Annotated in this window: 19 protein-coding genes and 1 tRNA gene; 11 read left to right on the top strand and 9 right to left on the bottom strand. The window is 68.9% G+C overall.

All coding sequences use genetic code 11. The features are described 5' to 3' along the window. Positions 1–9: 9 nt before the first annotated feature. The 3 genes from IEX71_RS05205 to araA are packed head-to-tail and all read left to right on the top strand — an operon-like array spanning position 10 to position 3925. Complete coding sequence (locus tag IEX71_RS05205) at positions 10–1650, top strand: xylulokinase (protein WP_188835950.1); 1641 nt, start codon at positions 10–12, stop codon at positions 1648–1650. After that, positions 1650–2417, top strand: coding sequence for an L-ribulose-5-phosphate 4-epimerase (locus IEX71_RS05200; protein ID WP_373284561.1), 768 nt, complete (start codon positions 1650–1652; stop codon positions 2415–2417). Before IEX71_RS05205 ends, IEX71_RS05200 begins: the two co-directional genes overlap by 1 nt. Continuing rightward, complete coding sequence (gene araA, locus IEX71_RS05195) at positions 2417–3925, top strand: L-arabinose isomerase (protein ID WP_188835949.1); 1509 nt, start codon at positions 2417–2419, stop codon at positions 3923–3925. Before IEX71_RS05200 ends, araA begins: the two co-directional genes overlap by 1 nt. 21 nt (positions 3926–3946) lie before the next feature. Here araA and IEX71_RS05190 read toward each other — a convergent pair whose 3' ends face one another. Further along, positions 3947–4624: a helix-turn-helix transcriptional regulator gene (locus IEX71_RS05190; RefSeq protein WP_188835948.1), complete on the bottom strand. Its 678-nt coding sequence runs from the start codon at positions 4622–4624 to the stop codon at positions 3947–3949. A gap of 91 nt (positions 4625–4715) precedes the next feature. Here IEX71_RS05190 and IEX71_RS05185 point away from each other — a divergent pair, with 91 nt between their 5' ends. Genes IEX71_RS05185 through IEX71_RS05170 form a run of 4 tightly spaced genes read left to right on the top strand, consistent with a single transcriptional unit; the run spans position 4716 to position 7489 of the window. Continuing rightward, the gene (locus tag IEX71_RS05185; RefSeq protein ID WP_188835947.1) at positions 4716–5168 is read left to right on the top strand and encodes a hypothetical protein; all 453 of its coding nucleotides are present in this window, start codon (positions 4716–4718) and stop codon (positions 5166–5168) included. Between the two features lie 8 nt (positions 5169–5176). Further along, positions 5177–5773 (top strand): GTP cyclohydrolase I FolE, encoded by a 597-nt coding sequence (gene folE, locus IEX71_RS05180; RefSeq protein WP_188835946.1) that lies wholly within the window; start codon positions 5177–5179, stop codon positions 5771–5773. A gap of 31 nt (positions 5774–5804) precedes the next feature. Further along, complete coding sequence (locus tag IEX71_RS05175) at positions 5805–6557, top strand: dihydrofolate reductase family protein (protein WP_188835945.1); 753 nt, start codon at positions 5805–5807, stop codon at positions 6555–6557. Continuing rightward, a complete protein-coding gene (locus tag IEX71_RS05170; protein ID WP_188835944.1) occupies positions 6554–7489 on the top strand; it encodes a dihydropteroate synthase in 936 nt (311 codons plus the stop codon). Before IEX71_RS05175 ends, IEX71_RS05170 begins: the two co-directional genes overlap by 4 nt. Positions 7490–7701: 212 nt before the next feature. On the opposite strand, the gene IEX71_RS05165 is transcribed toward IEX71_RS05170, so the two are convergent. Beyond that, entirely contained in the window at positions 7702–8052 is a 351-nt protein-coding gene (locus tag IEX71_RS05165; protein ID WP_188835943.1) for a cell division protein CrgA, read from the bottom strand. 92 nt (positions 8053–8144) lie between these two features. Here IEX71_RS05165 and IEX71_RS05160 point away from each other — a divergent pair, with 92 nt between their 5' ends. Then, on the top strand, positions 8145–8882 hold the full coding sequence (locus tag IEX71_RS05160) for a DUF881 domain-containing protein (RefSeq protein ID WP_188835942.1): 738 nt from the start codon (positions 8145–8147) through the stop codon (positions 8880–8882). 28 nt (positions 8883–8910) lie between these two features. Beyond that, positions 8911–9546, top strand: coding sequence for an aminodeoxychorismate/anthranilate synthase component II (locus IEX71_RS05155; protein ID WP_188835941.1), 636 nt, complete (start codon positions 8911–8913; stop codon positions 9544–9546). Positions 9547–9572: 26 nt separating this feature from the next. On the opposite strand, the gene pknB is transcribed toward IEX71_RS05155, so the two are convergent. The 7 genes from pknB to IEX71_RS05120 all read right to left on the bottom strand — a co-directional run bounded on the left by pknB (position 9573) and on the right by IEX71_RS05120 (position 18465). After that, positions 9573–11507: a Stk1 family PASTA domain-containing Ser/Thr kinase gene (gene pknB, locus IEX71_RS05150; protein ID WP_229749492.1), complete on the bottom strand. Its 1935-nt coding sequence runs from the start codon at positions 11505–11507 to the stop codon at positions 9573–9575. Beyond that, on the bottom strand, positions 11504–12757 hold the full coding sequence (locus tag IEX71_RS05145; protein ID WP_188835940.1) for a serine/threonine-protein kinase: 1254 nt from the start codon (positions 12755–12757) through the stop codon (positions 11504–11506). Before IEX71_RS05145 ends, pknB begins: the two co-directional genes overlap by 4 nt. Positions 12758–12821: 64 nt before the next feature. Then, positions 12822–14276: a peptidoglycan D,D-transpeptidase FtsI family protein gene (locus IEX71_RS05140; RefSeq protein ID WP_188835939.1), complete on the bottom strand. Its 1455-nt coding sequence runs from the start codon at positions 14274–14276 to the stop codon at positions 12822–12824. Further along, the gene (locus IEX71_RS05135) at positions 14273–15637 is read right to left on the bottom strand and encodes an FtsW/RodA/SpoVE family cell cycle protein (RefSeq protein ID WP_188835938.1); all 1365 of its coding nucleotides are present in this window, start codon (positions 15635–15637) and stop codon (positions 14273–14275) included. Before IEX71_RS05135 ends, IEX71_RS05140 begins: the two co-directional genes overlap by 4 nt. 122 nt (positions 15638–15759) lie before the next feature. Next, positions 15760–17037 (bottom strand): PP2C family protein-serine/threonine phosphatase, encoded by a 1278-nt coding sequence (locus IEX71_RS05130; RefSeq protein WP_188835937.1) that lies wholly within the window; start codon positions 17035–17037, stop codon positions 15760–15762. Positions 17038–17044: 7 nt separating this feature from the next. Continuing rightward, positions 17045–17515, bottom strand: a complete 471-nt coding sequence (locus tag IEX71_RS05125; RefSeq protein ID WP_188835936.1) for an FHA domain-containing protein FhaB/FipA — start codon at positions 17513–17515, stop codon at positions 17045–17047. Next, positions 17512–18465, bottom strand: a complete 954-nt coding sequence (locus IEX71_RS05120; protein ID WP_188835935.1) for an FHA domain-containing protein — start codon at positions 18463–18465, stop codon at positions 17512–17514. The genes IEX71_RS05125 and IEX71_RS05120 overlap by 4 nt, the downstream gene beginning before the upstream one ends. A gap of 223 nt (positions 18466–18688) precedes the next feature. Between IEX71_RS05120 and IEX71_RS05115 the strand changes: the two genes are divergently transcribed. Then, positions 18689–18771: transfer RNA gene (locus tag IEX71_RS05115), tRNA-Leu, on the top strand. Between the two features lie 141 nt (positions 18772–18912). After that, the gene (locus IEX71_RS05110; RefSeq protein ID WP_188835934.1) at positions 18913–20586 is read left to right on the top strand and encodes a ribonuclease H-like domain-containing protein; all 1674 of its coding nucleotides are present in this window, start codon (positions 18913–18915) and stop codon (positions 20584–20586) included. Positions 20587–20589 lie beyond the last annotated feature (3 nt).

The raw sequence follows: 20589 nt of genomic DNA, 5'->3' as shown, positions 1-20589 counted from the left end.
GGGACCGTGATGACGACACAGACGCACGGGTCGGTGCGCCGGGATCCGGCGACGCCTCCGGCATACCTCGGGATCGAGCTGGGCTCGACCCGCATCAAGGCCTGCCTGGCCGGAGCCGATCATCAACCGGTCGCCGTCGGAAGCCACGACTGGAGCAGCCGCCTGGTCGACGGCCGTTGGACCTATGTGCTGGACGAGCTCTGGGACGGGATGCGTGCCGCGGTCGCGGACCTGCGCGGGGCCCTTGCCGCGCAGGGCGCACCGGGACTGGAGTCGGTCCGCGCACTCGGCGTCTCGGCGATGATGCACGGCTACCTCGCCTTCGACGAGCACGACGAGTTGCTCGTGCCGTTCCGAACCTGGCGCAACACCTCGACCGGTGTCGCCGCCGCTGAGCTGAGCGAGCTGCTCGGCCGCAACATCCCGCTGCGCTGGTCGGTGGCCCACCTCTACCAGGCGGTCCTCGACGGGGAACCGCATGTCGCGCAGGTCCGCTCCGTCACCACCCTGGCGGGCTACGTGCACCGGCAGCTCACCGGCCGCGGGGTGCTCGGCGTCGGCGACGCGTCCGGCATGTTCCCCATCGACAGCCGCACGCACGACTACGACCACGACGCCCTGGCGCGCACCGACGAGCTGTTGGCGGCGCACGGTTTCGGCCGGAAATTGCGTGACCTGCTCCCCGCCGTCCAGGTGGCCGGGGCGCCGGCAGGGACACTGCACGCGGCCGGTGCCGCGCTGATGGACCCGTCCGGGAGCCTGCCGGCCGGCATACCGCTGTGTCCTCCCGAAGGGGACGCCGGCACCGGTATGACGGCGACCTGCGCCGTCGCGCCCCGCACCGGCAACGTGAGCGTGGGCACCAGCATCTTCGCCATGCTGGTGCTTGACCGGGAACCGGAGACGGCACACCCGGAGGTCGACATCGTGACGACGCCGGCCGGGGATCCGGTGGCGATGGTGCACTGCAACAACGGCGCCGCGGAGCTCGAGAACTGGGTGGCGGTGTTCCGGGAGTTCGGCGTGGCCGCAGGGTGTTCCGCCGATGCGGACACCGCCTTCGGTGTGCTGCTGCGGGCGGCCCTGGACGGGGCGCCGGATGCCGGCGGGATCCTCGCCTACCACTATCTGTCCGGCGAGCCGGTGGTCGGACTGGACGACGGCCGACCGTTGCTGACCCGCGCCGACGCGGGATCGCTCACCTTCGCCAACCTGGCGCGGTCCCTCGTGTATGGCGTGTTCGGCGCGCTCAGTCTCGGGATGCAGGTGCTGCTGCGCGACGGTGTCGTCATCGACACCGTCGTCGCGCACGGCGGACTCTTCCGGACCGAGGGCGTGGCTCAGCGCCTCCTCGCGGCCGCCCTCGGCGTCCCGGTCGGTGTGCGCGCGGGCGCATCCGAGGGCGGTGCCTGGGGCATCGCGCTCCTGGCGGCCTACCTCGACGCCGCAGTGGACCGGAGTCTCACGGAGTTCCTCGACTGCGAGGTGTTCGCCACGAGTGAGCTCGAAGTGGTCACACCCGACCCGGCGGACGTCCGGGGCTATTCCCAGTTCCTGGAACGGTATTCGGCCGGCCTCACGGTGGAACGCACCGCGGTCGACGCACTCGACCGCGCGGTCGCGGTCTCGGAAAGACAGGTGCAAGCGTGATGACGCAACAACGACCTCGGTCCCTCGAGGCGATGCCCACCGGCCTCGCGGACGCGGTCGCGGAGGCACGGGTGCAGGTCGCCGGGCTGCACGCGGAGTTGCCGAGATGGGGACTCGTCGTGTGGACGGCCGGCAACGTGTCGCAGCGCGTGGTGGCCGACCGCGAGCGCGGTCCCGGTCCGGACGACCTGCTGGTGATCAAGCCGTCGGGAGTCTCGTATGACGACCTGACGCCACGGTCGATGATCGTGTGCGACCTGCACGGCACGGTGGTGGACGGGGACGGGAGCCCCTCCTCGGACACCGCCGCGCACGCGTACGTCTACCGGGAGATGCCGCACGTGGGTGGTGTCGTGCACACGCACTCGACCTTCGCCACCGCCTGGTCGGCACGTGCCGAGCCGATCCCTTGTGTGCTGACGATGATGGCCGACGAGTTCGGCGGCCCGGTGCCGGTCGGACCGTTCGCCGTCATCGGGGACGACTCGATCGGCCGCGGGATCGTCGAGACCCTCCGCACCTCACGGTCGCCCGCCGTCCTCATGCAGAACCACGGCCCGTTCACGATCGGGGCCGACGCCCGAGCCGCCGTGAAGGCAGCGGTCATGCTCGAGGAGTGTGCCCGCACCGTCCATCTCGCCGGACAGCTGGGCGCCACGGTCCCCATCGCCGGGGACATGGTGGACGCACTCTACGAGCGCTACCAGCACGTCTACGGTCAGGCCGGCGGCGACGCGTCGCCACGCATCGGGAACGGCGACGCGTGATGCGAGATCCGTTCCAGGACAAGGAGATCTGGTTCCTGACCGGCAGCCAGGACCTCTATGGGGACGACGTACTGCGGCAGGTGATCGACCAGTCGACGGCTGTCGCGAAGCTCGTCGACGGGGCCGCGGACGTCCCGGTCCGAGTGGTCTGGAAACCGGTGCTGAAGGATGCCGACGCGATCCGGCGCACGGTACTGGAGGCTGAGGCGGACGACGGGTGCGTCGGGCTGATCGCCTGGATGCACACCTTCAGCCCGGCGAAGATGTGGATCCGCGGGCTCGAGCGACTGTCGCTGCCATTGCTGCAGCTGCACACGCAGGCCAACGTCGAGCTGCCCTGGTCGACGATCGACATGGATTTCATGAACCTCAACCAGGCCGCGCACGGGGACCGCGAGTTCGGGTATCTGCTCACCCGGATGGCGGTGCCGCGAAAGGTCGTGGTGGGTCACGCGTCGGACCCGCGGGTCCAGCGCGAAGTGGGAATGTGGGCGCGCGCCGCGACCGGACGCGCGGAGCTGCGCACGATGCGGCTGGCGCGCTTCGGCGACAACATGCGCAACGTCGCGGTCACCGAAGGTGACAAGACCGAGGCGGAGATCCTGCTCGGAGTGTCGGTCAACACCTGGGGTGTCACCGAGCTGGCCGACCGTGTGCGCGACGTGACCGAATCGGCGGTGGACACGCTCGTCGAGGAATGCCTGCACCGCTACGACCTGCAGGCAGAGCTGCGGCCGGGTGCTGAACGGCACGGCGGCCTGCGCTACGAGGCCCGGGTGGAAATCGCGCTGCGATCTTTCCTCGAAGATGGCGGGTTCGCCGCGTTCACAACCAATTTCGAGGACCTCGGTCCGCTGCGCCAGCTACCCGGACTGGCCGTCCAACGACTCATGGCCGACGGCTACGGGTTCGGTGCGGAGGGTGACTGGAAGACAGCGCTACTCGTGCGGACGGCCAAGGTCATGGGCTTCGGGCTTCCCGGCGGAGCCTCGCTGATGGAGGACTACACCTACGACTTCGCGGCGCCCGACGGACTGATCCTCGGTGCGCACATGCTCGAGGTGTGTCCCACCCTGACGACCGACCGGGCGCGGCTGGAGATCCACCCGCTCAGCATGGGCGACCGTGATGATCCGGTCCGGCTCGTCTTCGAGGCGGACCCCGGTCCGGGCGTCGTGGTCTCGATGAGCGATCTGCGGGACCGCTTCCGCCTGACCGCCAACGTCGTTGACGTGGTGCCCGCACCCCAGGACCTGCCACGCCTGCCGGTCGGTCACGCCGTGTGGTCCCCGCAGCCCGACCTGCCGACGGCGGCGCACGCCTGGTTGCTCGCCGGCGGGGCACACCACACGGTGCTGACCACCGCGCTGCCGATGGAGGTGTTCCACGACCTGGCGCGGATGCTGTCCACCGAGCTGGTCGTGATCGACGAGACGACGACGCCGACCCGGATGGAGCACGAGCTGCGCTGGAGCAGCGCTTACTACCGGCTGCTGGCCCGTCCCTGATCCTCTTCGTGAGTCACTGCATCAGGCGGTCCGCTCCGCGGCGGAAGCCCGGATCGTGACGCAACAGTGCCCCGGACGAGGCGCCAGTCGCGCGCACTCCGGGTCGTCGCCTCGGCCCGCGAGCAGGCCGCGCAACAGCGAGTGGTTGAGCCCGCAGACCAGCTCGACGTGCCGTTGCGCGAGATGGTGGAACGGGCAGTTGTGCAGATCGATCTCGTCGTCGACGAGCTCCGGCTCGTAGCCACGCGCCCGCAGGGTGGCCAGCAGATCGTCGTCCTCCGCAGCGGCCTTGCGTCCTTCCTGCTCGGCGGCGGCGAGCAGTGCCGTCTGCACTCCCCCGGACGCGTCGGCGGCCACGGCGTCGGCGAGCACACCGGCCAACACGTCATAGCTGCGAGGCGGCACCGTGACGGAGACCTCGTCCTGGGTGGTCTCGTAGAGCTTCGCGGGGCGTCCGGCGCCGGGCCCGCCCTGCCCGGCCGGCCGGGCGTAGCTGGTCGACAACAAGCCGGCCTCGACCAACCGATCCAGGTGGTATGCCGCCAGCGTGCGACTGATGCCCACGGCGTCAGCGGCGGTGTCTCGCCGGGCCGGCGTGTCCTGATCGGCGACGAACTCGTAAAGCCGGCGGCGCACCGGATCGGCCAGCGCGGCCAGCTCCGGAGTGGCATCCGGTGCCTGTTCGTCATACGACTTCATTACGATGCATTCTATCACCAGCGATACTTGACAAATATCCGAGCGACGGAGGATTCTAAAAAAGTAAACATTGTCGATAGAGGAGGCCGCCATGGCTACCCACACAGCGCACGTGTCGCTGCACGAACCGTCCAAGACCTGGGAGGCGTTGCGCGCGGAGCCGGCATACGGCGCGTTCTGGATCCTGCGTGTGGGGTTCGTGGTGTTGCCGCTGTGGATGGGCGTCGACAAATACTTCAACTCGCTCACCGACTGGCCCGCCTACCTGGCGCCGTGGATCGTGGACATCCTGCCGTTCTCGGCACAGACCGCGATGTATGTCGTCGGCGCCGTCGAGATCGTCGCCGCGCTCGCCGTCGCGGCCAAGCCCCGTTACGCCGCCTACGTGGTGGCGCTGTGGCTGGCCGGCATCATCATCAACCTGCTGACCTGGTCCGGCTTCTACGACGTGGCGTTGCGCGACTTCGGCCTGCTGGTCGCGGCGCTCGCGCTGGCGCTGCTGGCCCGCACCTACGACCGGCCGTTCCAGCGGACGGGCCGTTGATGAGCGCGATGAGCGCGCCGTCGGTCGCCCGGCTCGTCCCCGCGACCGATGTCATGGATGTGGCGGCGGCGGAGGACGCTGCCGCCGCCTTCCTGGTGGCGCTCGGCATCGAGCTCGACTCCGAGCACCTGCGGGCGACGCCGGGTCGGATGGCGCGGGCCTGGGCGGAGATGCTCACCCCGCGTCCGTTCGAGATGACGACCTTCCCGAACGAGGAGGCGTATGACGAGCTGGTGCTGGCGCGCGACATACCCTTCCGGTCGGTGTGCGAGCACCACCTGCTGCCGTTCACCGGCCGCGCCTGCGTCGCTTACCTGCCGGGCGACCGGATCCTCGGGCTGTCCAAGCTGGCGCGCGTCGTCGAGCACTTCGCATGCCGCCCGCAGACCCAGGAGCGGCTGACCAAACAGATCGCCGACCTACTGCAGGAGGAGTTGCAGCCGCGGGCCGTCGGTGTCGTCATGGCCGCCGAGCACTCCTGTATGACGCTGCGCGGCGTGCAGGCGACCGGCTCGAGCACGGTCACGTCGACCCTGCTGGGCAAACTGCGCAGCGATCCGCGCTCGCGTGCCGAGTTCATGTCATTGGCGGGTGTCACCGGGTGACGTTCACGTCTGCCGGGTAGGTTGCGGAGATATGTCTGAAGCCGGCCCGATCCATGGCCTTCTCCCGCCCACCGGCGAGGATCCGCTGACCGAGCAAGAAGTGCTGCAGGCCTACCCCTGGCCGCAGTCGCGGCACTGGGTCCGGGCGATGATGGTGACCACCCTCGACGGAGCCGCCACCGGCCCCGACTCGTTGAGCGGATCGGTCTCCTCGCCCGCCGACCAGCAGATCTTCAACGCGGTGCGACGCGACGCGGACGCGGTGCTGATCGGTGCGGGCACGCTGCGCGCCGAGCTATACACCCCGATGCGCGCCAAACCGAACGACACCGCTCGTCGGGAGGCGGCCGGACAACTGCCGGCGCCGGTCGTCGTGGTTGTCAGCGGCTCCCTCGACCTGCCGTGGGAGTTGCCGCTGTGGAGTGAGTCCAGCTGTCGCCCCTTGGTTCTCACCGGCACCGACGCCGATCCGGACAATCTGGCCATCGCTCGTGGGCACGCCGACGTCGTCGCCCTCGACGAGGCCACGCCGCAGGCGATCGTCGACACGCTCGTCGACCGGAAGCTGCCCCGGATCCTGTGCGAGGGCGGCCCCAAACTGCTGCGCGATCTGATCGCCGCCGACCTGGTCGACGAGGCCGACATCACCGTCAGCCCGGTCTTCGCCGGGAACGAGACGTCACCACAGACACCGTCGTTGTCGCACGTCGCCGAGTTCCGGCTGGCGAGTGTGCTGCACGGTGACGCGACCCTGATGATGCGCTATCTGGCGGAGGGCCGATGATCACGCTCGCCGCGCTGGCCGAACTCGCCGGCCGTTACCCGGACGACCTGGCCACACGGGTCGCGCCGCTGCAGATCGGCGACCGGATGGTCGACACCGATCAGCGGCCGACGCTGATGGGCGTGGTCAACCTGTCCCGCGACTCGTCATACCGGGACAGCATCGCGGTCAGCACCGACTCGGCCGTCCGCAAGGCCAAGGTGCAGTCGGCGGCCGGGGCCGACCTGATCGACGTGGGCGCCGAGTCCACCCGGGCGACCGCGGCCCGCGCCGACCTGGCCGAGCAGCAGGCGCTGCTGACCCCGGTGATCGAGCAACTCACCGCGGCCGGCATCGCGGTGTCCGTGGAGGCCTACCAGGAGCCGGTCGCCCGGGCGGGGCTGGCGGCCGGTGCCCGGGTCCTGAACCTGACCGGGTCCGACGACGACGACCGGATGTTCACCCTGGCCGCCGAACACGATGCGACCGTCGTGCTGTGTCACGTGCTCGGCCCGAACGCCCGCGCGCTGACCGAGGACGCCGTCGACACCGATCCGGTCCCGGGCATGCTCGACACGTTCGGCAGCCGCATCGAGCGCGCCCGGCAGCTGGGCGTCCCCAGCCTCGCTGTCGACCCGGGCCTCGGCTTCGGATTCCACCTGGACGACCAGCGCGTGCGGGCCCGGCACCAGGCGGCTGCGTTGCTGCACACCTTCCGGCTCCGTCGGCTCGGCGTGCCCGTGTGCCACGCGCTGCCGCACGCCTTCGACATCTTCGAGGACCAGTACCGCAGCGGTGAGGGCTTCTTCGCGGTGCTCGCGCACCTCGGCGGCACCGGTGTCTACCGCACCCACGAGGTCTCCCTGGTGCGCAGCGTGCTGGACGCGATGCGGTCGTTCGGCACCGGCGACGGCACCGGCCCTGCGGAAGACGGGCGTGGGCCGATCACCTGATCGAAGTTACACACATGTTGTTATCCACCGCTTGTGGATAACCATGTGGACAAAGCGCCGGGACATGCCTGCAGGGCGCACGGGATCACCTGTGCGCCCTGCAATTTCGGTGGTTTCGCCATACGGCGCGGTCATCGGTCGCCGATCTGAATGACACCCGTGTAGTTTTCCACCGGCCTGTGGACAACGCGGTGGATAACTCGCGCGCGGGTCTAGCGCCAGCGGGTCGTCATACCGAAACCGACGAGGATCAGCACGAATCCGATGGCCATGTTGCCCAGCCCGATGCCGGGGATCGGGTACTTCTCACCGGTCAGGTAGTAGACGACCAGCCAGAACAGCCCGACCACCATGAAGGTGCACAGCGTCGGCACCCACCAGCCGGGGCTCGGCGAGTCGATCGCCTGGCGCTCACGCTTCTCCTGGCGCTCGCGGTCCTCTTCCTTGCGGCGGAGGGCCTTCTCCTCCTTGGCTGCGGCGCGGTTCGCCGCCTTCTTCGCGGCAGAGTCCTCGTCGCCCGCCTGTGCGGCGTTGCGGTCGGCGTTGTTGTCGGACGTGCTCACGGCGTACTCCCAAAGGCGGAAATGTCAGAATCTGGTCAAGACTATTTCACCAGCCGTGTGCGCGGCGGGTGGAGACCCTCGAGGAGGACCGCATGTGGCGACCACGAAGCCGCTGGTCGTACGCCGTGCCGGCGATCGGCGTCGCAGCGGGGCTCCTCTTCGGTGTCAGCGCGAGCACCTCACAGGGCAGTGACCTGCGGCCGGGCACACGCGACCTGGTGCAGGTCGTCGAGGACGGCAACCGGCGGGTCGCCGGGCAGGCCGCCGACGTCGCCGCCCTGCAATCGGACGTCAAGCGCCTGGGCAAACGCGACTCGCCCGGCTCGTCGAAGCTGCGCACGGCACAGCGCACCGCCGACGACTACGCCGGCAACGCCGGGCTGACGAAGGCGACCGGCAAGGTCGTCACCGTCACCCTGAACGACTCCACCCGAGACCCCTCGACCCTGCCCGAGGGCGCCAACCTCGACTGGCTGGTCGTGCACCAGCAGGATGTCCAAGCCGTGGTCAACGCGCTCTGGGCCGGCGGCGCGACCGCCATGATGCTGATGGACCAACGGGTGATCTCCACCTCGGCGGTGCGTTGCGTCGGCAACACCCTGCTGCTGCAGGGGCGGGTCTATTCACCGCCGTTCGTCATCAAGGCGATGGGCGACCCGGCGAAGCTGCGCACGGCGCTCAACGACGACCCGACGGTCCAGAACTACCAGGCCTACGTGCCCCTGGCCGGTCTCGGGTATGACGTTCAGACCTCCGACAAGGAGACCTTCCCGGCATACCAGGGCGCCCTCGATCTGAAGTACGCGAAAGTCGGGAAAGTGAAGCAATGACGTTCAACAAGCACGAGCGGGAGCCGCAATGACGAGCATTCTGGTGATCGACAACTACGACAGCTTCGTCTTCACCATCGTCGGTTACCTCCAGCAGCTCGGCGCGGAGACGACCGTCGTGCGCAACGACGCGATCACGCCGGCCGAGGGCGCCGACTACGACGGCGTGCTGGTCTCACCCGGCCCCGGTACCCCCGAGGAGGCCGGCGTCTCCACCGCGATGATCGCGGCGTGCGCGCAGCGCGAGCAGCCGATGTTCGGGGTCTGCCTGGGCCACCAGGCCCTCGGCGTCGTGTATGGCGCCACGGTCGACCGCGCCCCGGAGCTGCTGCACGGCAAGACCTCCCGCATCGTGCACGAGGGCGCCGGCGTGCTCGACGGACTGCCGTCCCCGTTCACCGCGACGCGCTACCACTCGCTCGCGATCGAGTCCGGCACCGTGCCGGACGAGCTCGAGGTCACCGGCCGCACCGACTCCGGCGTCATCATGGCCGTGCAGCACCGGACGCTGCCGTTGCACGGCGTGCAGTTCCACCCCGAGTCCGTGCTGACCGAGGGCGGGCACCGGATGCTCGCCAACTGGCTCACACTGTGCGGTGTCCCGGACGCCGTCGAGCGGTCCGCCGGCCTCGCACCTCTGGTGCACACCGCGCCCGGCGCCTGAATCCCTCTTCGGTCAGCGCCGCCGGGTCACTGGTTGTCGCTCGGAAGCAACGGTTCAGTGATGCCCGGGAGCAACGGCTGCTTCGGGCGCGTGGGACTTCCCGTCCCCGGGTGGGTCGGCGACGGCTTCGACGTCGGCGACTCCGAGCTCGAGCTCGGGCTGGAACTCGAAGTGCTCGACGGTGAGCTGCTGTCGCTCGGCTCCGTCGTGTCCGGCGGTGGCGGCGGGGTGATCGTCACCGTCGTCTGGCTGGAGTAGACGCCGACCGACAACGTGACCGTGGAGTTGGCGTCGACCTTGTTGCCGCCGCCCGGCGACACCTTCTGCACCTTGCCACCCTGGTCCGGGTCGGACACGGGAACGCTCTTGACCTCCGGCTGCAGGTGCGCCTGCAACAGCGCGAGCTGAGCCTCGCCGCTCTCCTTGCCGACCAGGTCGGTGGGGACGTGCACCTTGCCGCTGCTGACGCTGAGCGTCACGCGCTGGCTGGGGTCGGCCATCGAGCCGATCGCCGGGTATGCCGAAACGACTTGGCCCGCAGGGTATTTGGTGTCGTCGACCTTCTGGTTGGCGACCGTGACCTTGGCGAATCCGTCGTTGGTCAACGTCTTTCTCGCCTCGGCGACGCTCTTGCCGGTCACGTCGGGAACCGACGTGAGACCTGGCCCGTCACTGACGTTGAGCAGGATCTGCGTCTTCGGATCGATCTTGGTGCCGCTGGTCGGATCGGTCCTGGCGACATACCCCTTGGTGACGTCGCTCTTGACCAGGTTGACCTTGTAGTTGTCGAAGCCGTGCTCGTGCAGGATCCGTTTGGCCGCTGCGACCTTCTGTTGCACCACATTGGGCACAGCCTCGGTGGTCGCGTCGCTCTTGCCGCCGTTCATCACGAGGTAGCCGATGCCGAGGATCGCCAGCAGCGCGATGATGCCCGCGACAACCCACAGCCCGGTCAGCCGGCGCTGCGGCTCACCGTCGTGGATCTCCCGGGTGTGGTCGCGGCGCCGCGGCTCCGGCGGTGGCGCCTGTGGCTCGCGGTCCATCACCGAGGGAGCGGTGGCAGCGGCAGCGCTGATGACAGCGGTCGCGCCGTCGCTCAGCGGAGCACCGGTGCGGGCGGCTTGCAGGTCGGCGCGGAAGTCGCCGGCGGTCTGATAGCGCTCGTCGCGGCCCTTGGCCAGCGAGTGCAGGGTGACTGCGTTCATCGCCTTCGGCACGGACGGCTCGTATGCCGACGGCGGTTTCGGTGGGTCGGTGATGTGCTGGTAGACCAGCGAGACCGGCTCGCCGACGAACGGTGTCCGACCGGTCAGCAGTTCGTAGAGCACGCACCCTGCGGAGTAGAGGTCGGAGCGCGCGTCGACGGTCTCGCCCTGTGCCTGCTCCGGTGACAGGTAGCGCGCGGTGCCGACCACAGCCTGCGCCGACGTCATCGTCGCGCCGTTGTCGGCCAGCGCACGCGCGATGCCGAAGTCCATCACCTTGACGCTGCCGCCCTTGGTCAGCATCACGTTGGCCGGTTTGATGTCACGGTGCACGATGCCCTTGTCGTGCGAATACTCCAGCGCCGACAGGATGCCCATCGTCACCCGGGCGGCCTCGTCGGAGGAGAGCTTGCCCTCCTCGTTGAGGATCTCGCGCAGGGTCTGCCCGTCGACATACTCCATGACGATGTAAGGGACGTCGATCTCGGCGCCACCGGTCTCGGTGAAGGTGTCCTCGCCGGAGTCGTAGACCGCGACGATCGAGTGGTGCGAGAGGCCGGCGGCGGAGTGCGCCTCGCGGCGGAACCGGGTCAGGAAAGTGCTGTCCCGGGCCAGGTCGGCGCGCAGGATCTTGATCGCGACGGTCCGGCCGAGGCGATTGTCGTGCCCGAGGTGCACCTCCGCCATACCGCCACGGCCGATGAGTTCACCGATCTCGTAGCGACCGCCGAGGATGCGCGGCAGTCCGTCGGTCACGATGAAGCCTCCGGGCTGTAGGTGACGATCGGGTTGTTGAACGGGCCGGTGTCGGGCGCGGCCGGGACCTTCGGGCCGCCGCCGCCCTGCGTGGCCAGTATGACGCCCACGACGACCGCGATGACGATCACCGCCAGGATGCCGCCGCCGATCAGCAGCAACCTGTTGCGCGAACCGCCGGCCGGTGTGACGGCCTGCCCGCCGGAGGTCGTGACCGGTTGCGGACCCGACTTCTGCTTGCGCTGCGCCCGCGACAGCTTTTGACCACCCGAGGTCTGCGGCTGACCGCCCGATGACACACCGGCCTGCGGTCCGGAGGTGCGGCCGGACTGCGGCCCGGAGACCGCACCCGACTGCGGACCCGAGGAGCCGCCGACGCCGTTGGCGCCGGTCATGCGCGGTGCGGTGGCCCAGATGTTCAGGCCCATCTGCTCACTGTCGGTGACGGCCTGGCGCAGTGCGCGGCCGTATTCCTGCGCGGAGTTCGGGCGGGCTTCCGGGTCCTTCTCCAGCGCCACGTGCACGACGGCACGGACCGGCGCCGGGACCTCCGTCGGCAGCGGCGGCGGCTGCTCATTGACGTGGGCCAGTGCAAGAGCGACGGCGCTCTCGGCATTGAACGGCCTTCTCCCGCCGAGCATTTCGTAGGTGACGACGGCCAGCGAGTAGACGTCGGTCAGCGCCGTCGTCTCCCGGCCCATCGCGGCCTCGGGCGCGAGGTACTGGGCGGTGCCCATCACCTCGCCGGTCTTGGTCATCGCAGCCGAGCCCACGGCGCGGGCGATGCCGAAGTCGGTCAGCTTCACCACGCCGTCCGGCGTGACGAGCATGTTGGCGGGCTTGACGTCCCGGTGGATCAGCCCGGCCCGGTGCGCGGCGTGCAGTGCCGCGGCGGCCTGGCCGATCAGGTTGGCGGTGTCCGCGGCCGAGATCGGTCCGCGCTCGTGCAGGATCGACGACAGCGGCTTGCCCGGGACGTACTCCATGACCAAGTAGGCGAGGTTGCTGTCCTCGCCGTAGTCGTAGACCTGCGCGATGTTGCCGTGCGCCAGCGCCGCCGACAGGCGGGCCTCGTTGCGGAAGCGCTCGGTGAAGCCCTCCTCGTCGGTCAGCCCCTCCTTGAGCAGTTTGATCGCCACGGTGCGGCCGAGGATCTCGTCACGGGCCTGCCACACCTCGCCCATGCCGCCGGCCGCAATGCGACTGGTCAGCCGGTAGCGACCTCCCATCAGGTCCCCAACTGCACTCATGCTGATCCCCTCATCCATCGGGTCGAAGCGTGTCGCCCGCTCGTGCGTGTGTCGCTGCGCTCGCTCATTTCCCGATCACCGCTTCCATCACCTGCTTGGCGATCGGTGCTGCCACCAGACCACCACTTGCTTCCTGTCCGGCTGTTCCGCCGTTCTCGACCAGGACGGCCACCGCCACCTTCGGGTTGTCAGCGGGTGCGAACCCGGTGAACCACACGTCGGCATTGCGGCCGGCGCCGTGCTCGGCGGTGCCCGTCTTACCCGCAACCTTGATGCCCGGGATGGCCGCATTGGTTCCCGTGCCCTCGCTCACCACGGACTCCATCATGTTCGTGAGGTCCTTGGCAGTGCCGTCCGAGATCGGGTTGGCGAACTCCTTGGCGTCGGTGGACTGGATGACGTCGAGGTTCTTGTCCCGCACCGACTGCACGAGGTATGGCGTCATCTCCTTGCCGCCGTTCGCGATGGCCGCACTGACCATGGCGATCTGCAGCGGGGTGGCGCGCACGTCGTACTGTCCGATCGCGGACTGCGCGAGCTGCGGCTTGTTCAGGTCGTTCGGGAAGACGCTCGGCGTGACCGGCATCGGGACCGACAACGACTTCCCGAAGCCGAACTTCGTCGCCATACTGCGGAGTTCGTCCTGGCCGAGCTTCATGCCGAGTGAGGCGAACGCCGTGTTGCAGCTGATCGTCAGCGCGCGTTTGAGGCTCACTTTGTCGTTGGCGCCGCAGTTGCCGGGGAAGTCGTTGGGCAGGTAGCTGTCGGTGCCGGGCAGCCGCAGCTTCGCCGGGCCGGGCAGTGTGGAACCGGTCTGGTAGCTGCCCGACTCGAGCGCCGCCGCCGCGGTGACCAGCTTGAAGGTCGAACCCGGCGGGTAGAGGTTGCCGTTGATCGTGCGGTTGAGCAGCGGCTGATCGGGATCCTTGGACAGCTGCGTGAACGACTGCTGCACCTGGTCCAGGTTGTGACTGGAAAGCTTGTTGGGGTCGTATGACGGGCTGGTGACCATCGCCAGGATCGCGCCGGTCTTCGGGTCGAGCGCGACCACCGCGCCCTTCTGGTTGCCGAGCGCCTTCCTGGCCGCCTCCTGCGCCTTGGCGTTGATCGTCAGTTGCACGCTGGCGCCCTGCGCGGACTGGCCGGTGACGATGTCGGTGAGCCGCCGGTAGAAGAGCTTGTCGGAGCTGCCGTTGAGGAAGTCACCCTCGGAACGCTCGATGCCGGTGCTGCCGTAGGTGAAGGAGAAGTAGCCGGTCACGTCGGCATACAGCGACTTGTGCGGGTAGGTGCGCAGCCACTTGTACTGGTCGTCGGTCTTGGTGGAGACCGCGGCGGCTGAGCCGCCGACCAGGATCGACCCGCGCTCCTTGCTGTATGACGCGAGCAGCGTGCGCCGGTTGCCGGGGCGGTCGTCGAGGCTGCGTGCCTGCACGAACTGGATCACCGTGGTGGCGACCAGTAGTGCGCAGAACATCGCGGCGACCACGAGGCCGAGGCGGCGGATCGGGGCGTTCATTTCACGTTCACAATCTGCGTGTCGTCGGTGCCGAGGTTCTCCGGGCGGCCTTCGTTCTCGGTGGTCGGCCGGCGGGCGTGGTCGCTGATCCGCAGCAGCAGGGCGACGATCACCCAGTTGGCCAGCAGCGATGAGCCTCCCGCGGACAGGAACGGTGTCGTCAGGCCGGTCAGCGGGATCACCCGGGTCACGCCGCCGACGACGACGAAGACCTGCAGCGCCATCGAGAAGGCGAGTCCAGTCGCCAGCAGCTTGCCGAAGCCGTCCCGGGAGGCGACACCGGCGCGCAGGCCGCGCTCGACGAGCAGGCCGTAGAGCACGAGGATCGCGCAGAGCCCGACCAGGCCGATCTCCTCACCGAAGGACGGGATGATGAAGTCGCTGTTGGCGAAGTAGGTCAGCTCCGGGTGCCCCTGGCCGAGGCCGGTGCCGAACATGCCACCGGCCGCCATACCCATCAGACCCTTGGCGATCTGGTCGGACATGCCCGGCTGGAAGGGATCCAGCCACAACGAGACCCGCTCCTGGAAATGCGCGAAGAGCAGGTAGGCGACATACGCACCCACGAGGAAGAGCCCGAGACCGATGATGATCCACGAGCGGCGCTCGGTCGCGACGTAGAGCATGCCGACGAAGAGGCCGAAGAACAGCAGCGAGGTGCCGAGGTCGGACTCGAAGACCAGCACACCGAGCGACGCGATCCAGGCGATGAGGATCGGGCCCATGTCCCTGGCGCGCGGCAGCGGCAGCCCGAGCACCCGCCGGCCCACCAGCGACAGCGCGTCACGGGTCTGCACGAGGTAGCTGGCGAAGAAGATCGTGATCAGGATCTTGGCGATCTCGCTGGGCTGGAAGGAGAAGCCGCCGACGGCGATCCAGACGCGAGAACCGTTGATGTTGCGACCGATTCCGGGGAGCAGCGGTGTCAGCAGGAGGACGAAGCCGGTCAGCCCGAAGATGAAGGTGTAGCGCCGCAGCCGACGGTGGTCAGGCACGAAGAAGAGCAGCGCGACGGCCGCGATGGCGGCGACGGCGGTCCACATCAGCTGCTTGGGTGCGGCGTCCGGCGAGCCGGGTGCGAGGTCGATGCGGTGGATCATCACCAGCCCGAGCCCGTTGAGCAGGGTGACGATCGGCAGCAGCACCGGGTCGGCGTATGACGCCTTCCAGCGCAGCACCAGGTGGAACGCGAAGGCCACCACGGCGAACCCGCCACCGAGGGTGAAGAAGTCGACCGGTAACGACTCGTTGACCGCCAGGCCGACGTTGGCGTAGGCCACCAGCACGATCGCGACAGCGACCACCAGCAACACCAGCTCGGTGTTGCGACGGGTCTTCGGTGCCGCGATCTTGGTCTTCACGCGGGGTCCTCGCGAAGTATTCGGAGGAGCGGGTCGGGGTCCCCGCGAAGTATCGGGGGAGCGAAGCGGAGGAGAACTTCGTGGGGTGACGGAGCGGAGGAGAAACTTCGTGGGGTGCTCATTCAGCAGCTGCTTCCGTCGGCCACCTGGGCCTGGCAGGCGACCATGTCCGAGCGGAGGTTCTCGACGATGCCGATCGCCGCCTCGCGGTCACCCGCGGTCATGCTCTTGGAGGAGACCTTGCTGCGGTCGTAGCTGGGCAGGTCGTCCACCCAGACGTCGCTGACGGTGTTGACCGAGTGCAGCCTGATCGGGCCGAGATTCTGCGAGATCCCTTGGTAGATGGTCACTTTGCCCTTGTGCTGGGCGATGTAGTACTGCCGCTGCGTTGCGGCATACCCGAAGACGCCGATGACGGCGAGCACCGCCAGCACGAGCAGGGCGACCAGTGTCCGCTTCAGCCAGGTGAAGCGGCGTGGACCTTCCTCGGCCAGCATCGGCGCGGCGTCGTCGTCCTCGTCGCCGTCGCTCGGAGCGGGTGCGTTGGCGGCGCGGCTGAGCGCGGCGGCCTTCGCGGCCGGGGACGTCGGCTCGTCCTGCTCGTCTGCCCCTATGTCGTGCGCCGCCGCAGCTCCGACGATCTGTGGCGTGGTCGTGTTGCTCGGACCGTCGGACTCTCCCATGACATCGGCGACGACGACCGTGACGTTGTCGCGGGTCGCGGCCTTCAGCGCGATCGCGATGAGAGCGTCCGCGATCTGCGCAGGGGTGCCGTCGCCGGTGATGATCTCCTCGATGGTGGAGCCCGCGACGTAGTCCGGCAGCCCGTCGGAGCACAGCAGCAGCCGGTCGCCGGGCTTGGCCTCCCGCAACGACAGGTCGGGCTCGTCGTCCTCGCGGCCGGTCAGCACCCGGGTCACCAGCGACCGCTGCGGGTGGTGCTCGGCCTCCTGCGCGGTGATGCGGCCGTCGTCCAGCAGGGTCTGCACGAAGCTGTGGTCCTTGGTGATCTGGCTGAAGACACCGTCGCGCACCAAATAGGCGCGGGAGTCGCCGATGTTGGCCAGTGCCAACATGTTTCCGCTGCGCAGGAAGGCGATGAGAGTGGTGCCCATGCCCTCCAGCTCGGGGTCCTCGTCCATCTCGTCGCGCAATCGCGCGTTGGCGTTGTGCACTGCGGTCGCGAGCCGGCGCAATGCCTCGTCGCTGCCGTAGGACTCGCCGTCCAGGCTGATGAGTTCGCTGACCACGGTCGAGCTGGCCATGTCGCCGGCTGCGTGGCCGCCCATGCCGTCGGCCAGCACGAGCAGGTCGGGTCCGGCATAGCCGGAGTCCTCGTTGCGGCTCTTGCTGCCGAGACCGATGTCGGTGCGAGCGGCATACCGCAGGGAGATCGACATGTGGCGGTTACTTCCTGACCTCGAGGACGGTCTGGCCGATGCGCACGCGGGAACCTTCGGACAGCGGCATGCCCTGACCGATGCGCTCGCCGCCGACGAAGGTGCCGTTGGTCGAGCCGAGGTCGTCGATCATCCAGCTGTCGCCGCCGGAGTAGATGCGGGCGTGGCGACCGCTGGCGAAGTCGTCGGAGAGCACCAGGGTGCACTCGGGGTTGCGGCCGATGAGGACGCCGTTCTCGGTCAGCGGCAGGCTGCCGCCGCGCATCGGCCCCTCGATGATCGCCAGCCGGGTCGGGCCGCGGCGGACCGGTTTGGCAGGCCGTGCGGGTGCTGCCGGAGCACCGCGCCGATCGGACGACTTGGACACCACGTGCGTGCCGTAGAGGTCGCCGCGCAGCACGCTGACGATGCTGAAGATGAACGCCCAGAGGAGCGCCAGCAATCCGAGCCGGATCGCCGTCAGAGTGAGTTCGCTCACCGGGTCCCGCCCAAATGCACGATCAGGTGCGTGCGTCCGATGGTGATGCGGTCGCCCTCGGTCAGGTGCAGCGAGTCGATCGGATCGCCGTTGACGAAGGTGCCGTTGGTCGAGCCGAGATCGCGGATGGTGATGACCTGGTGCGGTCCGTCGTAGGTGATGCGGATCTCGCTGTGCCGGCGGGAGACTCCCGGGTCGTCGAGCAGCACGTCGGCGTCGTCGTCGCGGCCGATGATCGTGATCGCGCCGAGCATCGGGTAGCGGTCGCCGTCGACGTCGAGCCACGGGCGCTCACGCAGCTTGCGCGGTGCCGCCGGAGACGGCCGGTAGTCGCTTTTGTTGGTCGGGGAGGGCGGCGCGCTGGGTTGCCCACCATTGCGGGTCGAGTAGGGCGAGCCGCTAGGCGAGCCCGTATCGAGACCAGGTGCTGGATCTCGATACGCTCCGCCGCTTCGCTCCCCCGCTACTCGATCCGCAGCGGGCGGCGGCTCGTGCCCCCTGGGCGCGCGCGGATCGTCGTGGTCGCGGGCCGGCGGCATACGCTCGGGCATCCGGCGCATGTTGGGCTGCACCTGGCGCGCGGTCGACGGGCGCAGCCGGAAGACGCCGGTCTCCAGGCTCTCGTCCTCACTGAACTGCACGCTGACCGGGCCGCCGGGCTGGTAGCGCTGGCTCTCGGCGTGCTCGGACGCAGTCGCGATCAGGTCGTCGGCGAGCTCGTCCTCGTGCTCGGTGACCAGGCCCTCGTAGTCGGTCGTGGACAGCTCGACCACGAAGAGGTTGGGCACGACGTGCCGCTTGCCCTTGCCGGCGCTGACCGCGCGGTCGTCCATCGCCCGGCGCATCGCACTGGCGATCTCGACGGGTTGCACCTCGGACCGGAACGCCTTGGCGAAGACGCCGTTGACGCCACGCTCGATGCTGCGTTCCAGTTTGTCGAAGATGCCCACGGTCGCCTCCTTGCTCCGGGTTGTGCGGGATCGCTTGTCGTGACGGCCGTGCCGCGCACGCCATGGTAACGGTGTGGCGTATGACGTCTCGGCATACGCGCTGGGATCCTTCTGAATCGACCGAAGCCCGGCACCGTCAATGGTGGCGCACGCCCTCGGGGTCGGAGAAGCCCGCCACGATTTGGCGTTCTGGCGCCGGACAGGGCAAACTGGTCCGGCACTCGCGCGAGTGGCGGAACGGCAGACGCGCTGGCTTCAGGTGCCAGTGTCCGAAAGGGCGTGGGGGTTCAAATCCCCCCTCGCGCACCCCTGGTCCCGAGTCGAGACATCCACGGATGTCACGGCTCGGGACTTTTTGTATGCCGGGCCGGCAGCGGCACTCAGCTGTCGGTGCCAGGGTCTTCAATGAAGGGAACAGCGGGCACCGCGTGACGGGAGGGCAGCAGGATGCGTGAAGTCCTCCTGGGCGGCTACCCCGCCAAGAAGTGCCCACGGGTTGTGCACAACGAGCACGCGCCCGGCTCGGTCGCGGTCGAGCTGCCGGTGCCGGCACACCTGCAGATCCTCTTCGACGCGGGCCGCGCGTTCCAGGACGAGGTCGTCGCCGCCCTGCGGGACGTATTGGACGACGGCACGTTCATCGATCCCGACGAGTCCTGGGCAGCGACGATCGACGCCACTGTGACTGCCATGCGTCGCGGTGATCCGGTGATCGTCGGCGGCCGGCTGCCCGACACGGGTGCGCGTCGGGGCGCTCCGGACCTGCTGGTGCGGGCGGGGACGGGAGCGACATACGTCCCCGTCGACATCAAGCACCATCACACCCTGAAGGCGTCCAAGACCAAGACGCTCACCTTCTCCGCGATCGACGCACCGATGCGGTGGGAGACCGCCGGCGGCGTGTGCGACCGCGGCGGTCACCGCCGCGACGACGTCATGCAGCTGGCGCACTACACGCGGATGCTGCAGGACCTCGGTTTCCACCCCGGCGACGAGTGGCTGTATGGCGGCATCCTCGGCACCGACTCCTACGACGGGCTGACTGCTCATGGGTGCGGCATCACCTGGTACGACCTCACCGAGGCCGGTGAGCAGACGTTCTCGGCGTCGGCGCAGTCCGGGCGCAGGATGCGTACTCCACTGGAGCGCTACGACCACGAGTTCGACTTCCGGGTCGAGGTCGCGCAGGCCGCCCGTGACGGTCGGGAGCTGGTGCGTCCGATCGGCACCGACGAGTGCTTCGACTGCGTGTGGGTGCGGCAGTGCGAGCAGGTCGTTGGCCCCGACGACGCCGGGTTCGCGCTGCGCCACGGTCGGCTGCGGACCCGTGAGTGGCAATACCTCGCATCGCGCGGTGTGACGACGCTGGCCGACCTGGCCGCACTGGAGCTCGACGCCGACCTGCTGGACGGCTTCGCTCGCAATGCCGCGAGCCGGCCGGGCGCCGGCGCGGCCGAGAAGGCGTTGCGTGCCGCCGTGACCAAGGCGGACCTGACGCTGCGAGGTGTCGACATCGAGCCGATCGACGGCGTCTGGCCCGCTGTTCCGACCGCGGATGTCGAGGTCGACTTCGACATCGAGTGGGATCGCACGGGCCGGATCTACCAACACGGCCTGCGGATTCGGCACGACGCGGACGAGACCACCGCGCGCTATGAGCCGGTCGTGTCCTTCGAGCCGTTGGACGACACGGGCGAGGCGGCGCTCGCGGAACAGGTCGCCCACCGGCTCGAGGAGCTGATCGCCGACGCCGAGCTGCGCGGGCGCACGCTGATGATCTTCCACTGGTCAGCGGTAGAGGTATCGCGCACGCGGAAGTTTCCCCGGCTGGCTGCCCTGTTGGAGGGCAGGACCGTCGACCTGCACGCGTGGGCCAGCAGCGCGTTCATCGCCCGAAAATCGTTCTCCATCAAGGATGTCGCGCCGATTTTCGGCTTCGAGTGGGGCGTCGACGACGCCGGCGGCTTCTCGTCGATGGACAAGATCGAGCACGCACGCGGCACCGGTCCCGACGCCGAAGCAGCCCGCACCTGGTGCCTGGACTACAACGAGTCCGACGTCGCTGCCCAGGCCGCGATCCGGGACGGGCTGCGAGCACGAGTGTCACGCCCGCCGGCTTGAGGC

The sequence above is a fragment of the Flexivirga endophytica genome (genome assembly GCF_014640635.1).
Lineage (GTDB): Bacteria > Actinomycetota > Actinomycetes > Actinomycetales > Dermatophilaceae > Flexivirga > Flexivirga endophytica.
Note: the sequence above shows the minus strand (reverse complement) of the source record. Positions and strands in the feature narration are given on the sequence as shown.